The following is a 17,878-nucleotide window of genomic DNA, read 5'->3' as shown; positions in this document are numbered from 1 at the left end:
GGGCCACACCGAGCCAGTTGGGGCCGGTTGCGACTCATGCTCTCCGGTTCAACACCCGCCACAAAACTCAGCGTTGACCAGCTGCTGGATCGTTTCGCGAAGGGAACACCTCGCCAGCGACGTCCTCTGATCAAGCAGATCGAAACCCGTGTTGAGGAGCTGGCTGCGGTTGGACCAGAACTGCTCTCTGGTTTCGACCCCGCAGGTGATGACTGGGCTGCAGGTTGGATTTTGCAGGTGTTGCAACGCCACCAGCCCGATGCTGTTTCCGCTCTGATCCCGTCGTCCGATCGAGGCTGGTTGACCACAGATTCCGGGGCTGGCCTGGATTATGGGCCGCTGCAGCAGGAGCTGCTCCATCAGAACTTTGAGGAGGCAGATCGCATTACCAGTCAGTGCCTCCGCGAATTAGCCGGTGATGCCGCCGTGAAACGGGGCTACGTCTATTTCTCAGAAGTAGCGCCGATGTCCGGCGTTGATCTGGTCAGTCTCGATCGACTCTGGACGGTGTATTCCCAAGGTCGCTTTGGCTTCACAGCCCAGTCCCAGTTGTTGTCAGCCCTCGATGGGCGTTACGAACGCCTTTGGCCCCGGATCGGCTGGAAATGCGATGGCGTCTGGACGCGTTATCCAAGTGCCTTCACCTGGTCGATCGAGGCCCCAGAGGGGCATATGCCGTTGATCAATCAGCTTCGTGGCGTTCGCCTGATGGATTCCCTGTTGAATCATCCGGCACTTGTGGCCCGGAGATTCTGACGGGACTTCCCATCAACGGTAAGTTCGAATAACCGACGTCTACGTGCCCAACTGTGCCGTCCAAGAGGTTTCGCTGGGCTGAGTTCAACTTGCCGTCGACCCTGCAGTTGGCCCCTTTGCTGGAGCTGCTCACTGAGCCAGTTGGTTGTGTTCTCACCAGTCAGCGGATTGAACTGGGATTGCATGAAGCCCTGGTCAATGCCGTTCGCCATGGCAACGCTGAGAACCCCGCCAAGAAGCTGCGCGTTCGCCGCATCCTCACGCCCAATTGGATGGTCTGGCAGGTTCAAGATGAGGGTTGTGGCCTTCCAGAGCAGTCCCGTACCGCAACTCTGCCGACCGCGCTTGATGCTGCCAGCGGCCGTGGATTGTTTCTGATCCACCAATGTTTTGATGATGTCCGCTGGAGCCGGCGCGGGAATCGCCTGCAGCTGGCCTGCCGCCGGCCCGTCAGTGACGCGGACAGCCCGGATCCTTCAACTCTCCTTTGAACCATCCGAGCGCCTGTTGGGTCAGCTTCTCCACGTCGGAGCTGTTCCCTTGGCGGAGCAGTTGCACCATCGCAGCCGCCAGCAACTCGGCTCCACGCCGCTGTCGGTGGCTCTTCAGCTGATGCCAGTCGCGATCGCCGATGCGGAGCAACTGATGCAGCTCTTCCGCCTTGGCTTTGGCGGAGTCGGGCCATGGGGCGTCGGGTGAAGTCATCCCTGGATCAGAAGATCGATCTAGTTTCGGGTGATGTGGGTGCAACGGCGTGGAACAGCGCAAAGGCAAACGTCCCAGCAGTGCATTGCGTTGGCTCCACCGTGCCTCCCGCCTTCTATTGCAAGGCCAATGTCAGGCCCATGCCCGGTCGGGTGTTGCTGCGCGGCGTTGGGTGCAACGAGGCAAGCTTGGCTCCAACCTGATTAGCCAGCCACCTGTGGGATGGCCCCTCTCACCGTCTTCGGGGGAGCGCTTCTGGAGGGCAATGCGTTTTGGTGGAGCAGGGTTTGCTTTGGCTTGGTTTCTTGCTCGGCTCTGAATAGATCAGGAGAACAGGTCACCTGTTGGCGATGGGCCTAGCCAACCACCACCAGCGAATTGGAGGAGGGGGCAACCTCCTTCGTCGTTGACACTTCAGTGGGCTGCGCCATGTCCTGACCACGAAGCCAGGCATTGTGCAGAGCCCGCCTGCGTCGATCTTCAGATAAGACCAAACGATCGGCCGCTGCCTGAGGACTTTCCCCTGGCATCACAGCCGTGCGTAGGCAGATGCCGAAACCGTGGGCTTCCACCTGCACATGGCCTTCCATCAGCACCACCTGAAACGTCCAGCCCTGAAGCCAACGCAGCCGGAAGGGATTTGTCATGAAGTTCCCTTCAGAATCGATCACACCCTATGGCTCGCAGCCGTTCGTGCAAGGGACGCTGTCAGGGAATCCCCTCAGCTGGCCTCTGCGATGGGTTTGCGCGCTGACCAGACCCGCGTCATGAAGTGGGTTTCCGCGGTGATGCCTTCGAACCCTGCAGCTGAGAGGCGGGCGTCGATGTCATCGCCGATGTAATCGCGGTAGTAGGGCTCATGGAAGACACGCCGGAAGTTTTCCATCACTGCAGCGAACTTGGGTGAGTCAGCCATCTGAACAGAGTCGGCCAGCACGAACACTCCACCAGGCTCGAGTACACGCCAGGCCTCGTTCAGGACGTTCTGGCGTGCTTCCGCCGGCAGTTCGTGCAACAGAAACACACTGGTAACGGCTTGAACCGATCCTCCCGCCAATGGCAAGGATTCTCCGTTGGCACGGATCAGCTGAACCAGCGATGCATCGCCGTCATTCAGCCAGCGGTTGGCTTGACGCAGGTACGACTCGGAGAGATCGGTTCCGATGAGCTGTGCGTGGGGCACAGCAGCCCGGATTTGGTGCAATGTCCGGCCCGTGCCGGTTGCCACATCGAGAATCTTCAGGGAGCCGGGTGCACGGTCTGCGAAGTGCTTCAAGCCCCGTTTCAGCGGAGCCAAGACCCGCCGTCGCATGGCATCGGCGGTGCCATTGAAGAGGATTTCCACCTGCAGGTCGTAGAGACCGGCCGAGTGGTCACTCAGATACCCGTCGGTTTGATGATGAAAATTCTGGAGGTAGTACTCGGGGTAAAGCTCTTTGTCGGTCTCCTTGGGCAGATCGCGCACGTTGCGCTCACGACGTCGATCCCACGTGGAGGGAAGATCCATCCAAACCTGCGGGTAGCGGCTGACCCAGTCGAGCCAGGGGGCATCGAACAACAACTGCTCGGGGTAAATCCCCTGTTCGGCATCCTGCCAATCCTGTTCCTGGAGCTTGCCCATGTCCAGGCGGAGCTCTCCAAGAACTTCTGCGGACACGGGTTCCGTCTTGGGAACGGCATCGGGAGCCAGCAGCTCCATCAGCTTTGTGCTCAGCTCTTTGTGGGCCAGGCCCGCGATGCTTTTGCCTTGCTGAAGCGTTTGGTACGCAAGCTTGCTCAGGGGCGTTGATGCCATCGCGGATCCAGACAACAGCGCTATTCCAGCGAATGTGACGCGCAATCGCGTGCTTAGCAGTCCACAAAAAAACCCGCCTCCAGGGAGGCGGGTCGTGGGATGTATGGGCGCTGATCAGGCGTCGTAGTACATGGTGAATTCGTGGGGGTGCGGCCGCTGGCGAAGCTGCTGAACCTCCTCGTACTTCAGGTCGATCCAGTTGTCGATGAAGTCGTCGCTGAACACGCCGCCAGCGGTGAGGAAGGCGCGATCGGCATTCAACGCTTCGAGAGCGCCGTTGAGTGACGCAGGAACTGTGGCGATCTTGGACAGCTCTTCAGCTGCCAGTTCGAACAGGTCGCGGTCTTCGCCATCGCCGGGATCAATCTGGTTCTTGATGCCGTCCAGACCGGCCATCAGCATGGCGCTGAAGGCGAGATAGGGGTTGGCAAGGGCATCACCCGAACGGAACTCGAGGCGCTTGGCTTTCGGGCTCGGGCCGGTGAGCGGGATCCGCACGGCGGCAGAGCGGTTGCCTTCGGAGTAGACGAGGTTGACCGGTGCTTCAAACCCGGGCACCAGACGCTTGTAGCTGTTGGTGGTGGGGTTGGTGAAGGCCAGGAAGGCGGGAGCATGCTTGAGGATGCCGCCGATGTACCAGCGGGCCGTCTGCGAGAGGTTGGCGTAGGTGCCTTCACCGAAGAACAGGGGCTGACCGCCCTTCCAAAGGCTCTGGTGCACGTGCATGCCGGAGCCATTGTCGTTGAACACCGGCTTGGGCATGAAGGTGGCCGTCTTGCCGTACTTCTTGGCCACGTTGCGAACGACGTACTTGTACGTCATGACGTTGTCGGCGGCCTCGATCAGCTCAGCAAATTTCATGCCGAGTTCGTGCTGGCCCGCGCCAGCCACCTCGTGGTGGTGCTTCTCGGTGGGGATGCCCAGCTGACCCATCAGCAGGAGCATTTCGGAGCGGATGTCCTGTGCGGTGTCGTTGGGAGCGACAGGGAAGTAGCCCTCTTTCTCCTGGATCTTGTAAGCGAGGTTGCCGCCTTCCTCGATGCGTCCGGTGTTCCAGCCCGCCTCGATGGTGTCAACGCTGTAGAAGGAACCACCTTCGGCCGAGTTGTAGCGGACGTCGTCGAAGAGGAAGAACTCCGGCTCAGGGCCGAAGAAAGCCATGTCGGCCAGCCCGGTACTGGCCAGGTGGTTCAGAGCTCGCTGGGCCAGGGCGCGGGGACAGCGCTCATAGGGCTGGCCGGTGCGTGGCTCTTGAATCGAGCAGATCATGCTCAGGGTCTTATGCCGGTAGAAGGGGTCCACCCAGGCGGTATTGGGGTCCGGCACCATGGCCATGTCGGAGGCCTGGATGCCTTTCCATCCGCGAATGGATGAGCCGTCAAATGCCAGGCCCTCAGTGAAGGACTCTTCCTCCAGCAGATCGGTGCAGACCGTGAGGTGCTGCCATTTGCCGTGCAGATCGGTGAATTTGAGGTCGATCAGTTCGATGCCTTCGTCCTTGATCTGGCGCAGGACGTCCTGGGGGGATTTCGACATAAGAAAGGACTGTTCGACTGAATTGTGCAGTGATGTGACCGTAAACAGCCACAAGCCACCATTTTGTATCAAGGGGTACGTTTTAACCGCTAGAGGGCGACTGCGTAACCGTTTCTGTCAACTTGGCTGAAATGCAGGCCTGCCAAAGGATCTGACCGCCTCAACGGTGTTAGCTTCCGCTGGGGATCCTCTGGAGATTCAGGGACATGCGCGATGCAATCAGCGGTCTGATCGGTCGCTACGACCAGTTGGGTCGTTATTTCGATCGTCCAGCGATCGACAGCATCAATGCGTACCTAGATGAATCCACGCTGCGGATTCAGGCCGTTGAGCTGATCAACGGCTCTGCTGCCGAGATTGTGCGTGAAGCCAGTCAGCGCTTGTTCCGGGATGAACCCGACCTGCTTCTGCCTGGCGGCAACGCTTACACCACCCGCCGGCTCGCCGCCTGCCTGCGGGACATGGACTATTTCCTTCGTTACGCCAGCTACGCCCTGGTGGCTGGTGACTCCACGATCCTCAATGAGCGTGTTCTGAACGGACTCGACGACACCTATAAGAGTCTCGGCGTACCCACCGGCCCAACAGTCCGCAGCATCGTTTTGTTGGGAGAAGTTGTTTCCGAGATGCTTCTGGCCAACGGTGCTGCATCCGATCAGCTCTCCACCGTCCTTCAGCCGTTTGATCACCTGGCCAAGGGCCTTGGTGAAACGAACGTGCGCCAGCGCTGAGCCCACAGGTTCAAGCAAGATTCGAACAGATTGCAATTGCGCTTTCCTCACCCTCCCAAGGGGCGTGACTGCGTAGGCTCACCATCACGAACCAACGATCAGGGCTTTGGCGACGACGAACTCACTCCTTCCTGTTGACGATCGTCACCGCAAAGCCTTTGCACCGATCGGCACACCCGACCGCCTTCTGCTTGGACCCGGCCCCTCAAATGCCCACCCAACGGTTCTGAAGGCTCTGTCGAGAACGCCGATTGGTCACCTTGATCCTCTCTACGTGGAGCTGATGGGTGAGGTCCAAGAGCTGCTGCGTTACGCCTGGCAGACCGACAACCGCCTCACACTTCCGATGAGCGGCACCGGCAGTGCTGCCATGGAGGCAACCCTGGCCAACACCGTCGAACCGGGAGACACCGTTCTCGTGGCGGTCAAGGGATACTTCGGCCTGCGACTGGCTGACATGGCCGGCCGCTACCGCGCTGAGGTGAAAACCATTGAGAAGCCCTGGGGTGAGTGGTTCTCCCTCGATGAGCTGGAAGCGGCGCTGATCGAGCACAAGCCTGCCATCCTGGCGATGGTTCATGCCGAAACCTCAACGGGTGTCTGCCAACCCATGGAGGGCATTGGCGACCTCTGCCGGAAGCACGATTGCCTGCTGCTGCTCGACACCGTCACCTCCCTGGGGGGTGTACCGCTTTACATCGACGAGTGGAAGGTTGATCTTGCCTACAGCTGCAGCCAGAAGGGCCTGAGCTGCCCTCCCGGACTCGGCCCCTTCACCATGGGTCCCCGTGCTGAGGCCAAGATGACAGCTCGTCAGGGCAAGGTTCCCAACTGGTACCTGGATGTCTCCCTGCTGAATCAGTACTGGGGAAGTGACCGCGTTTATCACCACACTGCGCCGGTCAACATGAACTTCGGCATGCGTGAGGCTCTGCGTCTTTTGGCAGAAGAAGGTCTCGATCAGGCCTGGGCACGCCATCGCAGCAATGCGGAGATGCTCTGGAGTGGTCTGGAAAGCCTCGGCCTTTCGATGCATGTCCCAGCCGACCGCCGATTGCCCACCCTCACCACGGTTCGCATTCCTGAAGGTGTGGATGGCAAGGCCTTTAGCCAACACCTGCTCAACAACCACGGCATCGAGGTGGGTGGCGGACTCGGCAGCCTGGCCGGAAAAATCTGGCGCATCGGTCTTATGGGGTACAACTCCAACCCTGAAAACGTGAACCGTCTGCTCAACCTGTTTGAGACAGAGCTGCCTCGCTTCAGCGGTTCTGTCGCCGCCGCTGCCTGAACCAGCGTTCCAGCTGCCCCCTCGCCTCAGGTTCGCGCACGCCCTGAATCACCCTCATGTGGTGATGAGCACTGGCATGGGTAGAGAGGTCAAGGCTTCCCCCCAGGCCACCGCGCTTGGGGTCTGTTGCCGCAAAAACCACAGTTCCCATGCGGGCCTGCACCAAGGCCCCTGCACACATGGGGCAGGGCTCGAGGGTGACGATCAGGGTGCAGTTGTTGAATCTCCAGTCGTCCTGAACGATCGCTGCCTGTTGCAAGGCCACCAGTTCGGCGTGCCCGAGGGGATCCCTGTGGCTCTGGCGCCGGTTGCGTCCATGGCCGATGGCTCGTCCCTCTCCATCGAGGATCACAGCGGCCACCGGCACTTCTCCCTCCACTCCAGCCTCCTCGGCGCGCTGGAGCAGAACGTCCATCCAGCGAGTGAACTCATCCCGCTGATCCACCGCTGTCCCACGTTGTCCTTTGAGCACCTTCCCACGAGACGCGAAGATCACTGCAGTTCACGGGTCTCCGTTGCAAGCCTGTTCCGAGTCTCAGCACCCCCCGGATCGGCTTGCTCCGTTCGCCATCCCCTCGGCTTCAGATCCGGTGCTGAGGGACTTCCTGCATCGCAGTTCAGATCTGCTCTGCCGTTGGATCGGCTCCGCTGATCGATCCAGCCCGGTCCCCGTCATGCGTCCCTTGCCTGATGTGGCCCCAGGTGTTGAGGGGGCTAGCGTTGAATCGCTGCTCAGTGACCTTCAGCAGGTGATGGATGGGGCGTATCAGCCGTCCCATCCCGGTGCTCTGGCCCATCTCGATCCACCCCCGCTCACCGCGTCAATTGCGGCGGAATTGGTCTGTGCAGGTCTCAACAACAACCTCCTGGCCGAGGAGCTTTCGCCTGGTCTGACAGGCCTTGAACATGACCTCTGCCGCTGGTTCTGCCACAGGATTGGCTTGCCCACGGGGTCTGGAGGGGTTCTGGCCAGCGGCGGAACCCTGAGCAATCTCATGGCGCTGGTGGCGGCACGGGCGGCGTTGGGGGCCAGACATCGGGATCCTGTGCTGCTGTGCAGCCAAGATGCACACGTCTCGATCAACAAGGCCGCAAGGGTGATGGGGCTGGCGGATGATGCGCTCCAGACGCTTCCCGTGGCTGCCGATGGTGGCCTTTGCCTCGAGGCTTTGGCTGAGCGTTTGAGATCCCTGCAAGCCGAGGGGCGTCCTTGCTTGGCGGTCGTGGCCACGGCCGGCACCACAGTGCGCGGAGCCATTGATCCTCTGTTGGATGTGGCAACCCTCTGCCGTGATGCTGAGGTCTGGTTGCATGTTGATGCTGCCATCGGCGGTGTGTTCGCGCTGAGTTCCAGCCATGCATCTCTGATGGACGGCATGGAACTGGCGGATTCGATCACGCTCAACCCCCAGAAATTGCTGGGCATCACCAAGGCGTCATCCCTGCTCTTGCTGCGGGACCGAACCCATCTCCGTCAGGCCTTTTCAACGGGTTTGCCCTACATGGAGGCGCCCAAGGGGATGGATCACGGCGGGGAGATCGGCTTGCAGGGCACCCGACCTGCGGAGATCCTCAAGCTTTGGCTGGGCCTGCGTCAGTTGGGCGAGGCGGGCATCGAAGCGACGCTCGGCGGAGCTTTGCAACGGCGGACCGCCTTTGCCGCCCAGTTGGATCCAGAGAAGTTCACCTTGTTGGCCGGTGATCTTCACCTGCTGGCATTCCATGCCAAGGAGGGGGGCGTTGATGCAGCCGGCCGTTGGAGTGAAGCTACCCGTCAAATGCTGCTGTCTCACGGCTACATGCTGTCGCGACCCTTCTACGGCGACCGTTTCTGTCTCAAGGCGGTTTTTGGTAACCCCCACACCACGGCTCAGCACCTCAGCGACTTGTCGGGACGACTGAATGGATCCCTGGCTCCAGCCTGATCGTTCACAATCGCCATCGTTTGTAAGGCTCCCATGTCGGAACAGCAGCAGGGTTCACGCTGGGTTGCCATCGTCACCGGGGCGATCTCCGTGGCGATTGGTGTGCTCTATCTGCTCCTGATCACGGTTCTGGATGCCCGGGGTCCGATGCTTCCCCCTCCTGCTGAGGCCCTGGCCGGGGGGGAAGCCGTCCCGCCGCCGCCGTCTGAAGCGGTTCAACCACTTGCCGCATCGCACTGGCCAGAAAGCGCTGCAGTGAGAGTTCCCGTCGGTTGAGCTCAAAAGCCTGTTGAACAACGGTCTGCATGCCGCCGTCACCCCAGTCTTGGTCCTGCTCGAAATAGCGCATGAAACTGCTTCCTGCGATTCGGGTGAGCCATGCGGTCACCACCCCTTGGAGCACCTGACCCAGAACCAAGGTGGGCAAACTCAGGCTCAGGCTGGTGCCCAGCAAGCTCATGGCACCTTTGACGATGCCTAACTTGCCCAGAGTCTGTCCGAGGGACAGGGCCAGATCCTTGGCGCGATCACGGGACATCTCGACCCCGTAAATCTTGGCCATCTCCAGGATCATCTGGGCATTCACCGCTGCTGTGCTCAACAGATCCATCCCAGGCAGCGGGTTGGCGGCGACGATCCCCGCTCCCATCCAGCTGTAGCGGTCGATGCAGCGTTTGGCTTCCCGAGACCGCTGGTCGTTCAACAGGTCGCGCCCGCGGCTGTCGAGGGATCGGCATTGCAAAAGGATGTTGTCGGCAATTAATTCCTCCCCCTCGGCATGCAGCACGACGGCGAGGCGCTGCAGCAGATCGCTGACGTCAGGCAGCGGCTGCAGCGGGCGACGTCCTGGTTGAGGAATCGATTGAGGAGATGCACTGCAGGCCACCACATCCGCAGCGTTGAGCTGTCCCTGGCAACGGGAACGAAGCACTTGCAGGAGCCTCCTTTCCTCCTCAACACCGCGTAAATCCCGCTTGTTCAGCACCAGGAGCAGGCGCTTGCCGAGACTGGCGAGAGAGCTCACGACGGTGTATTCCGAGGCTCTGAGGTCTCCGTCCACCACCACAATCAACAGGTCGGCGCGAACCGCCCGACGACGGGCTGTTTCCTCTCGGCTAAGGCCTTCTTCTCCAGCTTCCAGGATTCCTGGGGTGTCCACGAGCTGAAGACCACGCTCCAAACCTTTCAAACGCAGGCGGTAGGCACGGCTTGTTTTGGTCACGCCCATGGGCGCACCCACATCGCCGACCATTTCATTGAGTAGGGCACGGATCAGCGATGTCTTGCCACTCGATCCGGTGCCGAAGACCACAACCACCAGATCGCCTCGCTTCAGCTCCTCAGCGACCCGATCGCGTTCGTTCTGAAGGCTGCGGCGGCTGATGTCGTCCTGGATGCGTTCGATTAGACGATCCACATGGCCCAGGCTGGTGGTTGCGGCATCCCGGCGGTTCTTTGGAGCGGCGGTGGGTTGACTTTGGCGTTGGTCTGGGCGTGTTTTAAGGCGTTTCCACATCGGCCAACCCACCTGCACCGCCACGGTGGCCACCAGCACGAACCCCAGCAGCAGCACCGGCGTTAGCAACCAGGGAGGCAGGAAGTAACTCAGATCCCACAGCAGGCTGCGGATGGTCTGAACAGCAACGCCGATCAGCACGAGAGCCACAAAGGCAACGGCGAGACCGATCAGCAACCGGGTTTGGCGTTTCATGCCTGCGTCACACCAGCCTCAGGGCAAGTTTGGGTCAGCCACGGCTGCTGTCACCCCGGCGTGTGATGAGGTCGATGGCAAAGCAGAGCACAGCGAGATTGATGGCGACATCTGCTCCGTTGAAGATCGGGAAATCGATCGGTTGGAGCGCCAGAAAATCCACCACGTGCCCCAAGCGCCAACGATCAAGACCATTGCCCAGGGTTCCGCCCAGAAGCGCCGCAGCGGCAAGGGCTTGCCAGAACGGCAGCACCCGTTCACGCCAGATCCACAAGATCAGCCCAATGCCAACACCAAAGCTGAGCAGCCCAAGCAGGGCAGTGGAGTTCTGAAGAACACTGAAGGCTGCGCCGGTGTTGTGCACCAATTGCAGGGAGAGCAGGTGTGGCAGCACTGGTAGGGATTGGCCCCCTTGCAAAGCGCTGGAGGCCGCAGCCTTGCTCAGCTGATCCATCATCACGATGACCAGGGCAATCAGCAGGGTTGAGCGACGCGGAAGTGCTCTCTTCATGGCTCGATAATTAACAACCGGCGCAGCACAACTGAGAGGAATCCTGCACCGATGCAGAGCAGCATTTGAGCCGGTAGCGGACCGATCGAAAACTGCATCAGCAGCTCGGGGAAGCCAAGGGACCATCGCCCCAACAGCGCCCCGAAGGCGAGATTCAGCACCCCGCAGATCTGGAGAACGAGCAGTCCCGCAAGGGCGCAGAGCGACTGTCTTGGCAGGTCATCCATGCCGTCCTGCTGCGCCAGCCGACCGGTGAGCCAAGCCGCGGGAACGAAGCCCGCCAGATAGCCGAAACCCGGTTCAAGCACGTAGCTCAACCCGCCACCGCCATGGAACACCGGCAGACTGAACAACCCCAGGGACAGATAGCCAACAGCGGCCATCACGCCGGCACGCGGTCCACTGACCATGGCGCAGAGCAGCAGCGCTGGTACCTGCCATGTGACGGGCAGGGGGAGAATGATTGGATTGGGGGCAGGCAGGAACAACGCGGCCGGCACAAGGCCACCGGAGAGGATGGCCAGCAGACCCGCCAGGGCACCACACCAGGAGGCGAGAGCCCTCACATCAGTCGCTCAACTCGGCCCATCCTGCTCGACAATGCAGATTCTGCCCAGTCCAGATGAAGGTATCGATTGGTGATCGCCTGCGCCTGTCGCAGCAGCTTGCATACCTCAAGTCGGCGGATCCGATGCCGATGCTGCGACCGCCTGATCTGGTCGCGGTCGGTGAGGTGGGCGAGGTGGTTGCGCTTCATCCCATTGACACGGTTGCCGTGCGTTTTCGCCGGGGAACGTTTCTGATCCCCCTCGACCGGTTGGATGCGGTGGATGCCGCTGAGGCGGACTAAGCAGCTGCCCGGCGCCGCCAGCGCCGGGCGAGCTGCTCCAGTGCGCCGGAGGTTCCGCACAGGCTGAGTCGTGGCTCGCTCAGCCAACGTTTGGCTGCCCGGCGAACATCCGTCGGTGTCAGCCCCGCGAGAGCCTCAACACAGCGCTGGTCATGATCGTCGGGCAACCCCTGAGCCTTCAGCTGAACGCGTCGCTCCGCCCGTTGGGAGCAGGTCTGCAGCCCCTGGGCAAGCTGACCGATGTATTTGGCCCGTGCGAGCTCCAGTGCGGCCTCACTGAGGGGCTGCTCACTCAGCTCATCCCAGATGTTCAGCAGCAACTCCAGAGCGAGCTCTGAGCGCTCCTCCACGCTGGAGGCCATCAGCACAAACGGCGCCGGCCCCGTCAGGGCAGGGAAGTGAGCTGCCACGTCGTAGGCCACGCCATGGTCTTCCCGTAGACGCTGGAACAGCAGACTCGACATGCCCACCCCCAGATGGCACTGCAACAAACGCAGCGCCAGTTCATCCGGGTGGCCATGTCCCAGCGTCGCCTGCCCAAGCATCAGAACCACCTGTTCGGTGTCCATTGGTTCGAGCTGGATCGTTTCGGTCCCAACCGCTTCGGCGTAGGGGCGGCGGCCTGAAGGATCTTTGCTGTTCCGCTGTGGCCAGTCGCGAAAGTCCTCAAGCGAGCGAATCTTGTCGATTATTTGGAGCGGGACGCTGCCCGCCAGGGCGAGAACGCTCGATGCCCCAGCCAGCCGTTCCGCCAGGGGAAGAAGTGCTTTGCGATCCAGATCAACCAACTCCTCAGCGATGCCCATGGGGTCGTGGCCGTAGCCCCCGTTGCCATAGGTGAGCTGCCTCCATCCGGTCGTGGCGCAATGGAAGGGGTCCTCCCGCTGCCGTTGCAAGGCCTGAATCGTGAGTGAACGTTCAAGAGCCACCTGGCCAGGCTCAAGCTGGGGGGAACGAACCATCTGTGCCAACAAGGGCAGAAGCTGCCCTGCGTCTTCCACCGTGCAGCGCAGGCTCAGCACAAGCGCGTCCTCCTGGGCATCACAGCGCAGACCTGCTCCGCATCCCTCAACAAGGTCCGCCAGTTCCACGTGGTTGTGTTGGCCGCAGCCGCGACTGAGCAGGGATGCCAGTAGGTCATGGGCTCCCCGTGTTTCGGCAGGATCGTCGGCGCTGCCATAAGGAAGCAACAGTTTTGCGGCCAGAATCCCCGGGGTGGAGACCGGTTCGATCAGCAGTTCTGGGTTGCTCATCCGTTCTCCGTCTTGGCTTGGGCGGTCAGGACAAACGCCTGTTCGGGTTGCAGCCTGGGAAAGAGGTCTGAGCGAAGCCGCTCTGCCGTCCATGGCGGCAGGAAGGCCAGGGGGTGGAGCAGATCCTGCTGACGGTCCCAGAGGGTTTGGCTGGCGCTGAGTCCAGACACCTGGCCCGTCGATTCCAAGGAGTAGCGAAGTCCATTGCTCACCAGCTGCTGGCCCCGTTTCAGTTCCTGATCACTGACGAGCTCATCTGCCATGGCACGTAACTGCCGGTTCACCTCGTCTTCCACAGCCTCCAGATGCTCGTCCGGGCAGATCACCTCAAGCGTGATCAGGCTTCCCTGCTCCAGAACCGAGAGGTCCATCGACACGCTTTCAACGATCTGCAATTCCTCCCTCAAGCGGTTCACGAGACGACTGCGTCGTCCCTCCCCCAGCAGGGTTGTGGCGAGATCAGCCGCCATCACTCCGCCCTGATCCTGGGCCTGGGGTGCTTCCCAGAGCATCAGCAGTCGAGCTGATTCAAGCCGGTCCACAACAACGCTCTCGCGTCCAGGACGCACGCTCAGGGGGGATGACGGTGATGAAGGATCAGAGGCATCCAGGAGGCCAGCCAGAGCCGAGGACCCCACGGCACTGCGCAGCTCAGTTGATGCAGGCCCGGCCATCGCTAGGCAGCAGTTGGAACCTCGGTACTGCCGCTGGTGAAACGCCCGCATGGCTTCGGGCGTCATGGCCTCCAGGCTGCGGGGGGTACCCAGGATGGGTCGGCCGTAGGGGTGCTGGTTACAGCCCTTGCTCAACAGCAGTTGCAACACCTGCTCATTGGGTTGATCGGCGTATTGGGCGATCTCCTCAAGCACCACCCCCCGTTCCGTGTTGAACCCGTCTCGCTCGAGGCTTGGCAGTAACACCAGTTCGAGCAACAGATCCAACGCTTCGCGGGCTCGATCCGGCGGTGTCAGCACGTGGAAGTGAACGTCATCAAAACCTGTTGCGGCATTGCTGCTGCCCCCCAGAGCTTCGATGGCCTCGTCGAACGCCCCTGCGGGCAGCCGCTCACTTCCCTTGAACACCATGTGCTCCAGGAAATGGGCCATGCCCTCCTCCCCTGGCTGTTCACTGGCACTGCCGGCACGGCACCAGAGATCGAGACAGGTCAGGGGTGCATCCGGCATGTCGGCCGTCACGCAGCCCACTCCGTTGGGGAGGGTCCAATGGTCCAGTGGGGGACCGGAGAACGGAAGGTTCAGAACTGCGTGGCAAAGTTCCATTCTGTCCCTGCCCCTTCGATGCAGCCCAAGCCGCTGGCGCCACCGCCAGGACAGCATCCCCTCGTGCATGCCTTGGCGGCGGCGATCCGTAGTGCCTGGGCGGGATTGCCTGGCTTGGAGATCCTTCCCTGCGATGAGGATCTGCGCTTCATCCAGGGGCAACTCGATGGTGAAGGCCTATCGATCGGCAACGAGCTTTTTCGTTGCATCGGACTTCGCAAACTTCATTTGGAGGTCGCGCGACTCGGCAACGGACTGCAAATCCTCCACAGCGTCTGGTTCCCCGATCCCCATTACGACCTGCCGATTTTCGGGGCCGACATCGTGACGGGCCCCGCTGGCGTTTCCGCCGCGATCGTCGATCTTTCCCCCACCTCCGATGCCCTGCCGGAGCAGTTGATTCAGCGGCTGGAGGCCAAGCCCTGGCCTGCGTTCCGTCAGGTTCGGGACCTTCCGGCCTGGGGATCGGTCATCTTCTCGAACAAGGTGTGCTTCATCCGCCCCGATGGTGCTGACGAGGAAGCGGCCTTCTTGGAGTTGGTGAGCCACTACCTGCAGGTGATGGCCACCAGCGTGATGGAAGCGACTCCCGAACCTTCATCGGCTCTCACTACAGTCCGCCGGTACGAGGGTCAGTTGAACTATTGCCTTCAGCAGAAACGCAACGACAAGACCCGCCGCGTGCTCGAGAAGGCCTTCGATTCCGCCTGGGCCGATCGCTACATCGACATGCTTCTGTTCGACAACCCACCGGAACTCTGATGACCCCCAAGCGCTGGTCTGTTCTGGCTGGAAGTTTGGTCATTGCCGTCATTGGCGGTTGGTTGCTGCGGCCGACTCCCGAACCCAAACCGGTTGAACCGGCGCCTGCACCCATGGTTCGTCCGGAAGCGGTTGCTGCCCTGGGGCAGCTGGAGCCTGCCGGGGACATCCGCAATCTGGCCGCTCCCAATGCGGGTATGGCGGGGACACCCCGGGTGTCAGCCCTCAATGTGAATGAGGGCGATCTGATCAAGCGGGGCCAGGTGTTGGCGTCTTTCGATCACCGGGATGGCCTCCTCGCTGATCTGGAGCGTATCGATGCGCAGCTGCGCAGCCTCGACCAGGAGATTCGTCTTCAGACCATCGAAGTGGAGCGCTTCAGCAAAGCCGCTGATTGGGGTGCAGCTGAATTGACTCTGGTGGACAACAAGCGTGAAGAGCTGGTGCGCCTTCAGGGAAAGCGGGATCAGGCCCGGGCGGAGCGCAAAGGGCTCCAGGCCGACCTCGTGCTGAGCCAGCTGATCTCGCCCCTTGATGGTGTTGTGCTCAAGCTGCATGCCCGTGCAGGCGAGCGCCCTGGTGCGGATGGGGTGATGGATGTGGGGGCCAACCAGGCGATGCAGGCCAGCATCGAGGTCTATGAATCCGATATCTCCCTGATCCGCCTCGATCAGTCCGTGCGCCTCATTAGCGAGAACGGTGGTTTCCGCGGTGAACTTGCCGGTCGCGTTCTGCGCATCAGCCCGCAGGTGGAACAACGGTCTGTTCTTTCCACCGATCCCACCGGCGATGCGGATGCCCGTGTTGTGGTGGTTGATGTGGTGCTTAACCCTGAAGATGCCGCCAAGGTCAGCCGTCTGGCTGGTTTGAAGGTGATTGCCCGCTTCGATCCATGAACCGGTTCTGGCGGGGCCGTCGGATTCCTCTCTCCTGGTTGTTGCTGACGCGCCAGCCCGTCCGCTTGCTGGTGGCACTTGCCGGCATCAGCTTTGCGGGAATTCTGATGTTCATGCAGCTCGGATTCCGTGATGGTCTGTTCGATGCCAGCGTCACGGCGCACCGGCTGTTCGATGCCGATGTCGTTCTGATCAGTCCCCGCTCCGCCAGCTCCGTGAGCATGGAAGCCTTTCCAAGGCGGCGGCTGGTTCAGACCCTGGCCGATTCCGATGTCGACGGGGTGACCCCGGTGCACTGGGGGCTGATGCTCTGGCGGAACCCTGAAACGCGTCGCAACCGGTCGATCCTGGCGTTGGGGTTCAATCCCGACGACCCCTTCTTTGTCGACCCATCCCTGGCTGAAAAAACTGATGCTCTCAAACAGAAAGGGCGGATCCTGTTTGATCAGCTGTCACGCCCCGAATTCGGACCCATTGCCGATTGGTATCGCGATGGCCGGGTGGTCGAAACTGAGATCGCTGGCAACCGAGTCCGTGTCGCCGGCCTGGTGAGTCTGGGCACCAGCTTCGGTGCCGACGGCAATCTGCTCACGAGCACTGAGACGTTCCTCGATCTGATGCCCCAGAAGCCGCCTGGGGCGATCGAAGTGGGTTTGGTGCGGTTGAAGCCAGGAGTGGATCCTGAGCAGGTGGTGTCCCGACTAGGCCAGCGACTGCCCAAAGATGTTTTGGTGCTGACCAAGCAGGGCTTCATCGATTTCGAGCAGAACTACTGGAAAAGCAGCACCTCGATCGGTTTCATCTTCACCCTCGGCGCTGCCATGGGCTTCGTGGTGGGCTGCGTGATCGTGTACCAGGTGCTCTACACCGATGTGAGTGATCACCTGCCGGAGTACGCCACCTTGATGGCGATGGGCTATCGCCTCAGTCATCTGTTGGGGGTGGTGGTCCGTGAGGGCTTCTATCTGGCGGCGATGGGATACGTCCCCGCCTACCTGGCCGGTCAGGGGCTGTACTGGTTCGTTCGTGACGCCACCAAGCTGCCCGTCGGCATGGATCTATCCCGGGCGTTGACCGTGCTGGTGATGATCCTGGTGATGTGCATGTTGTCGTCTTTCCTGGCCATGCGTCGTCTCATCGATGCAGACCCTGCGGAGATCTTCTGATGGCAGCTGTAGTTGTCGACAACCTCTCTCATGCCTTCGGCCAAGGGGGAATGCGCCGCGAGGTTCTTCAGAACATCAGCTTCAACATTGAGCCGGGCGAAGTGGTTTTGCTGACCGGTCCCTCCGGCTGTGGCAAGACAACTCTGCTCACCTTGATCGGCGCCTTACGGACGGTTCAGCAGGGCCAGGTGTCGGTGCTTGGTCAATCACTTCATGGGGCCGGCCGTCGGTGCCGCCAGCAGGTGCGCAGGCGCATTGGCATGATTTTTCAGGGCCACAACCTCCTGCGCTGCCTCACTGCAGAACAGAACGTGCAGATGGGAGCCGATCTTCTGCCTGATCTCAGTTACAGGGCTCGTCGGGATGAAGCCCGTCAGTGGCTCCGTGCCGTCGGTCTGGAGGACCATATGGGCAAAGTTCCTCACGACTTATCCGGTGGACAGAAGCAACGGGTCGCTATTGCCCGTGCCCTTGCCGCAAACCCTCGGCTGCTCCTTGCTGACGAACCCACCGCTGCATTAGATAGCCGCACGGGTCGGGAGGTGGTGGAGTTGCTTCGCCGACTGGCCCGTGAACAATCCTGCGCGGTGCTGATGGTGACCCATGACCCGCGCATCGTTGATGTCGCCGATCGCCTGCTTCAAATGGAGGATGGGCGTCTAATGAATGCTGTTTAGTAGGATGATTCTTGATATCAGAGCCCGCAGTTC

General features: G+C 61.2%; 20 protein-coding genes. 10 read left to right on the top strand and 10 right to left on the bottom strand.

Translation table 11 applies throughout. The features are described from left to right. Positions 1-36 precede the first annotated feature (36 nt). Positions 37-756: a GUN4 domain-containing protein gene (locus FZZ90_RS01485; RefSeq protein WP_226424429.1), complete on the top strand. Its 720-nt coding sequence runs from the start codon at positions 37-39 to the stop codon at positions 754-756. 53 nt (positions 757-809) lie between these two features. Beyond that, complete coding sequence (locus tag FZZ90_RS01480; protein ID WP_226424014.1) at positions 810-1,247, top strand: ATP-binding protein; 438 nt, start codon at positions 810-812, stop codon at positions 1,245-1,247. Here FZZ90_RS01480 and FZZ90_RS01475 read toward each other — a convergent pair. The 4 genes from FZZ90_RS01475 to glnA form a co-directional block, all read right to left on the bottom strand. Next, the gene (locus FZZ90_RS01475; RefSeq protein WP_226424013.1) at positions 1,207-1,461 is read right to left on the bottom strand and encodes a DUF6439 family protein; all 255 of its coding nucleotides are present in this window, start codon (positions 1,459-1,461) and stop codon (positions 1,207-1,209) included. The two genes, FZZ90_RS01480 and FZZ90_RS01475, sit on opposite strands and share 41 nt — an antisense overlap. Positions 1,462-1,817: 356 nt before the next feature. Then, complete coding sequence (locus FZZ90_RS01470) at positions 1,818-2,108, bottom strand: copper-binding protein (protein WP_226424012.1); 291 nt, start codon at positions 2,106-2,108, stop codon at positions 1,818-1,820. Between the two features lie 74 nt (positions 2,109-2,182). Beyond that, positions 2,183-3,256, bottom strand: a complete 1,074-nt coding sequence (locus tag FZZ90_RS01465; RefSeq protein WP_226424011.1) for a class I SAM-dependent methyltransferase — start codon at positions 3,254-3,256, stop codon at positions 2,183-2,185. A 114-nt stretch (positions 3,257-3,370) separates the two neighbouring features. Next, positions 3,371-4,792 (bottom strand): type I glutamate--ammonia ligase, encoded by a 1,422-nt coding sequence (gene glnA / locus FZZ90_RS01460; RefSeq protein ID WP_226424010.1) that lies wholly within the window; start codon positions 4,790-4,792, stop codon positions 3,371-3,373. Positions 4,793-4,998: 206 nt separating this feature from the next. On the opposite strand from glnA, the gene FZZ90_RS01455 reads away from it, so the two are divergent. Beyond that, on the top strand, positions 4,999-5,523 hold the full coding sequence (locus FZZ90_RS01455) for an allophycocyanin subunit beta (protein ID WP_226424009.1): 525 nt from the start codon (positions 4,999-5,001) through the stop codon (positions 5,521-5,523). Positions 5,524-5,629: 106 nt separating this feature from the next. Next, positions 5,630-6,814, top strand: coding sequence for an alanine--glyoxylate aminotransferase family protein (locus tag FZZ90_RS01450; protein WP_226424008.1), 1,185 nt, complete (start codon positions 5,630-5,632; stop codon positions 6,812-6,814). Here the strand turns inward: FZZ90_RS01450 and FZZ90_RS01445 are convergent. Further along, complete coding sequence (locus FZZ90_RS01445; RefSeq protein ID WP_226424007.1) at positions 6,786-7,229, bottom strand: nucleoside deaminase; 444 nt, start codon at positions 7,227-7,229, stop codon at positions 6,786-6,788. The genes FZZ90_RS01450 and FZZ90_RS01445 overlap by 29 nt on opposite strands. Before the next feature lie 100 nt (positions 7,230-7,329). On the opposite strand from FZZ90_RS01445, the gene FZZ90_RS01440 reads away from it, so the two are divergent. Then, positions 7,330-8,739 (top strand): aminotransferase class V-fold PLP-dependent enzyme, encoded by a 1,410-nt coding sequence (locus tag FZZ90_RS01440; protein WP_226424006.1) that lies wholly within the window; start codon positions 7,330-7,332, stop codon positions 8,737-8,739. Positions 8,740-8,860: 121 nt separating this feature from the next. On the opposite strand, the gene FZZ90_RS01435 is transcribed toward FZZ90_RS01440, so the two are convergent. Genes FZZ90_RS01435 through FZZ90_RS01425 form a run of 3 tightly spaced genes read right to left on the bottom strand, consistent with a single transcriptional unit; the run spans position 8,861 to position 11,527 of the window. Then, positions 8,861-10,450 (bottom strand): YcjF family protein, encoded by a 1,590-nt coding sequence (locus FZZ90_RS01435; RefSeq protein WP_226424005.1) that lies wholly within the window; start codon positions 10,448-10,450, stop codon positions 8,861-8,863. 34 nt (positions 10,451-10,484) lie between these two features. Then, positions 10,485-10,961 (bottom strand): signal peptidase II, encoded by a 477-nt coding sequence (gene lspA / locus FZZ90_RS01430; protein WP_226424004.1) that lies wholly within the window; start codon positions 10,959-10,961, stop codon positions 10,485-10,487. Further along, positions 10,958-11,527: a biotin transporter BioY gene (locus FZZ90_RS01425; protein ID WP_226424003.1), complete on the bottom strand. Its 570-nt coding sequence runs from the start codon at positions 11,525-11,527 to the stop codon at positions 10,958-10,960. Before FZZ90_RS01425 ends, lspA begins: the two co-directional genes overlap by 4 nt. Positions 11,528-11,583: 56 nt before the next feature. Here FZZ90_RS01425 and FZZ90_RS01420 point away from each other — a divergent pair, with 56 nt between their 5' ends. Beyond that, positions 11,584-11,811 carry an NAD(P)H dehydrogenase assembly family protein gene (locus FZZ90_RS01420; RefSeq protein WP_226424002.1) on the top strand — a complete coding sequence of 76 codons (228 nt, stop codon included), beginning with the start codon at positions 11,584-11,586 and terminating at the stop codon, positions 11,809-11,811. On the opposite strand, the gene FZZ90_RS01415 is transcribed toward FZZ90_RS01420, so the two are convergent. Beyond that, complete coding sequence (locus FZZ90_RS01415; protein ID WP_226424001.1) at positions 11,808-13,064, bottom strand: pitrilysin family protein; 1,257 nt, start codon at positions 13,062-13,064, stop codon at positions 11,808-11,810. The genes FZZ90_RS01420 and FZZ90_RS01415 overlap by 4 nt on opposite strands. Beyond that, positions 13,061-14,344: a pitrilysin family protein gene (locus tag FZZ90_RS01410; protein WP_226424000.1), complete on the bottom strand. Its 1,284-nt coding sequence runs from the start codon at positions 14,342-14,344 to the stop codon at positions 13,061-13,063. Before FZZ90_RS01410 ends, FZZ90_RS01415 begins: the two co-directional genes overlap by 4 nt. 18 nt (positions 14,345-14,362) lie before the next feature. On the opposite strand from FZZ90_RS01410, the gene FZZ90_RS01405 reads away from it, so the two are divergent. Genes FZZ90_RS01405 through FZZ90_RS01390 form a run of 4 tightly spaced genes read left to right on the top strand, consistent with a single transcriptional unit; the run spans position 14,363 to position 17,845 of the window. Next, positions 14,363-15,106 carry a phycocyanobilin:ferredoxin oxidoreductase gene (locus tag FZZ90_RS01405; RefSeq protein WP_226423999.1) on the top strand — a complete coding sequence of 248 codons (744 nt, stop codon included), beginning with the start codon at positions 14,363-14,365 and terminating at the stop codon, positions 15,104-15,106. Further along, complete coding sequence (locus tag FZZ90_RS01400; protein WP_226423998.1) at positions 15,106-16,002, top strand: HlyD family efflux transporter periplasmic adaptor subunit; 897 nt, start codon at positions 15,106-15,108, stop codon at positions 16,000-16,002. Before FZZ90_RS01405 ends, FZZ90_RS01400 begins: the two co-directional genes overlap by 1 nt. Beyond that, positions 15,999-17,168 carry an ABC transporter permease DevC gene (gene devC / locus FZZ90_RS01395; RefSeq protein WP_226423997.1) on the top strand — a complete coding sequence of 390 codons (1,170 nt, stop codon included), beginning with the start codon at positions 15,999-16,001 and terminating at the stop codon, positions 17,166-17,168. Before FZZ90_RS01400 ends, devC begins: the two co-directional genes overlap by 4 nt. Then, entirely contained in the window at positions 17,168-17,845 is a 678-nt protein-coding gene (locus FZZ90_RS01390; protein WP_226423996.1) for a DevA family ABC transporter ATP-binding protein, read from the top strand. Before devC ends, FZZ90_RS01390 begins: the two co-directional genes overlap by 1 nt. Positions 17,846-17,878: the final 33 nt, after the last annotated feature.

The sequence above is a fragment of the Synechococcus sp. MU1617 genome, from assembly GCF_020514235.1.
Classification (GTDB): Bacteria; Cyanobacteriota; Cyanobacteriia; order PCC-6307; family Cyanobiaceae; genus Parasynechococcus.
This window is presented reverse-complemented; position numbering and strand designations above follow the sequence as displayed.

What these genes read in the sequence shown, in the direction of transcription:
- FZZ90_RS01475 (WP_226424013.1), bottom strand. Translation starts at nt 1,461, where the DNA reads ATGACTTCACCCGACGCCCCATGGCCCGACTCCGCCAAAGCCAAGGCG.
- FZZ90_RS01455 (WP_226424009.1), top strand. Translation starts at nt 4,999, where the DNA reads ATGCGCGATGCAATCAGCGGTCTGATCGGTCGCTACGACCAGTTGGGT.
- FZZ90_RS01400 (WP_226423998.1), top strand. Translation starts at nt 15,106, where the DNA reads ATGACCCCCAAGCGCTGGTCTGTTCTGGCTGGAAGTTTGGTCATTGCC.
- FZZ90_RS01420 (WP_226424002.1), top strand. Translation starts at nt 11,584, where the DNA reads ATGAAGGTATCGATTGGTGATCGCCTGCGCCTGTCGCAGCAGCTTGCA.
- FZZ90_RS01405 (WP_226423999.1), top strand. Translation starts at nt 14,363, where the DNA reads ATGCAGCCCAAGCCGCTGGCGCCACCGCCAGGACAGCATCCCCTCGTG.
- FZZ90_RS01445 (WP_226424007.1), bottom strand. Translation starts at nt 7,229, where the DNA reads ATGGACGTTCTGCTCCAGCGCGCCGAGGAGGCTGGAGTGGAGGGAGAA.
- FZZ90_RS01410 (WP_226424000.1), bottom strand. Translation starts at nt 14,344, where the DNA reads ATGGAACTTTGCCACGCAGTTCTGAACCTTCCGTTCTCCGGTCCCCCA.
- FZZ90_RS01415 (WP_226424001.1), bottom strand. Translation starts at nt 13,064, where the DNA reads ATGAGCAACCCAGAACTGCTGATCGAACCGGTCTCCACCCCGGGGATT.
- FZZ90_RS01435 (WP_226424005.1), bottom strand. Translation starts at nt 10,450, where the DNA reads ATGAAACGCCAAACCCGGTTGCTGATCGGTCTCGCCGTTGCCTTTGTG.
- devC (WP_226423997.1), top strand. Translation starts at nt 15,999, where the DNA reads ATGAACCGGTTCTGGCGGGGCCGTCGGATTCCTCTCTCCTGGTTGTTG.
- glnA (WP_226424010.1), bottom strand. Translation starts at nt 4,792, where the DNA reads ATGTCGAAATCCCCCCAGGACGTCCTGCGCCAGATCAAGGACGAAGGC.
- FZZ90_RS01470 (WP_226424012.1), bottom strand. Translation starts at nt 2,108, where the DNA reads ATGACAAATCCCTTCCGGCTGCGTTGGCTTCAGGGCTGGACGTTTCAG.
- FZZ90_RS01465 (WP_226424011.1), bottom strand. Translation starts at nt 3,256, where the DNA reads ATGGCATCAACGCCCCTGAGCAAGCTTGCGTACCAAACGCTTCAGCAA.
- FZZ90_RS01485 (WP_226424429.1), top strand. Translation starts at nt 37, where the DNA reads ATGCTCTCCGGTTCAACACCCGCCACAAAACTCAGCGTTGACCAGCTG.
- FZZ90_RS01390 (WP_226423996.1), top strand. Translation starts at nt 17,168, where the DNA reads ATGGCAGCTGTAGTTGTCGACAACCTCTCTCATGCCTTCGGCCAAGGG.
- lspA (WP_226424004.1), bottom strand. Translation starts at nt 10,961, where the DNA reads ATGAAGAGAGCACTTCCGCGTCGCTCAACCCTGCTGATTGCCCTGGTC.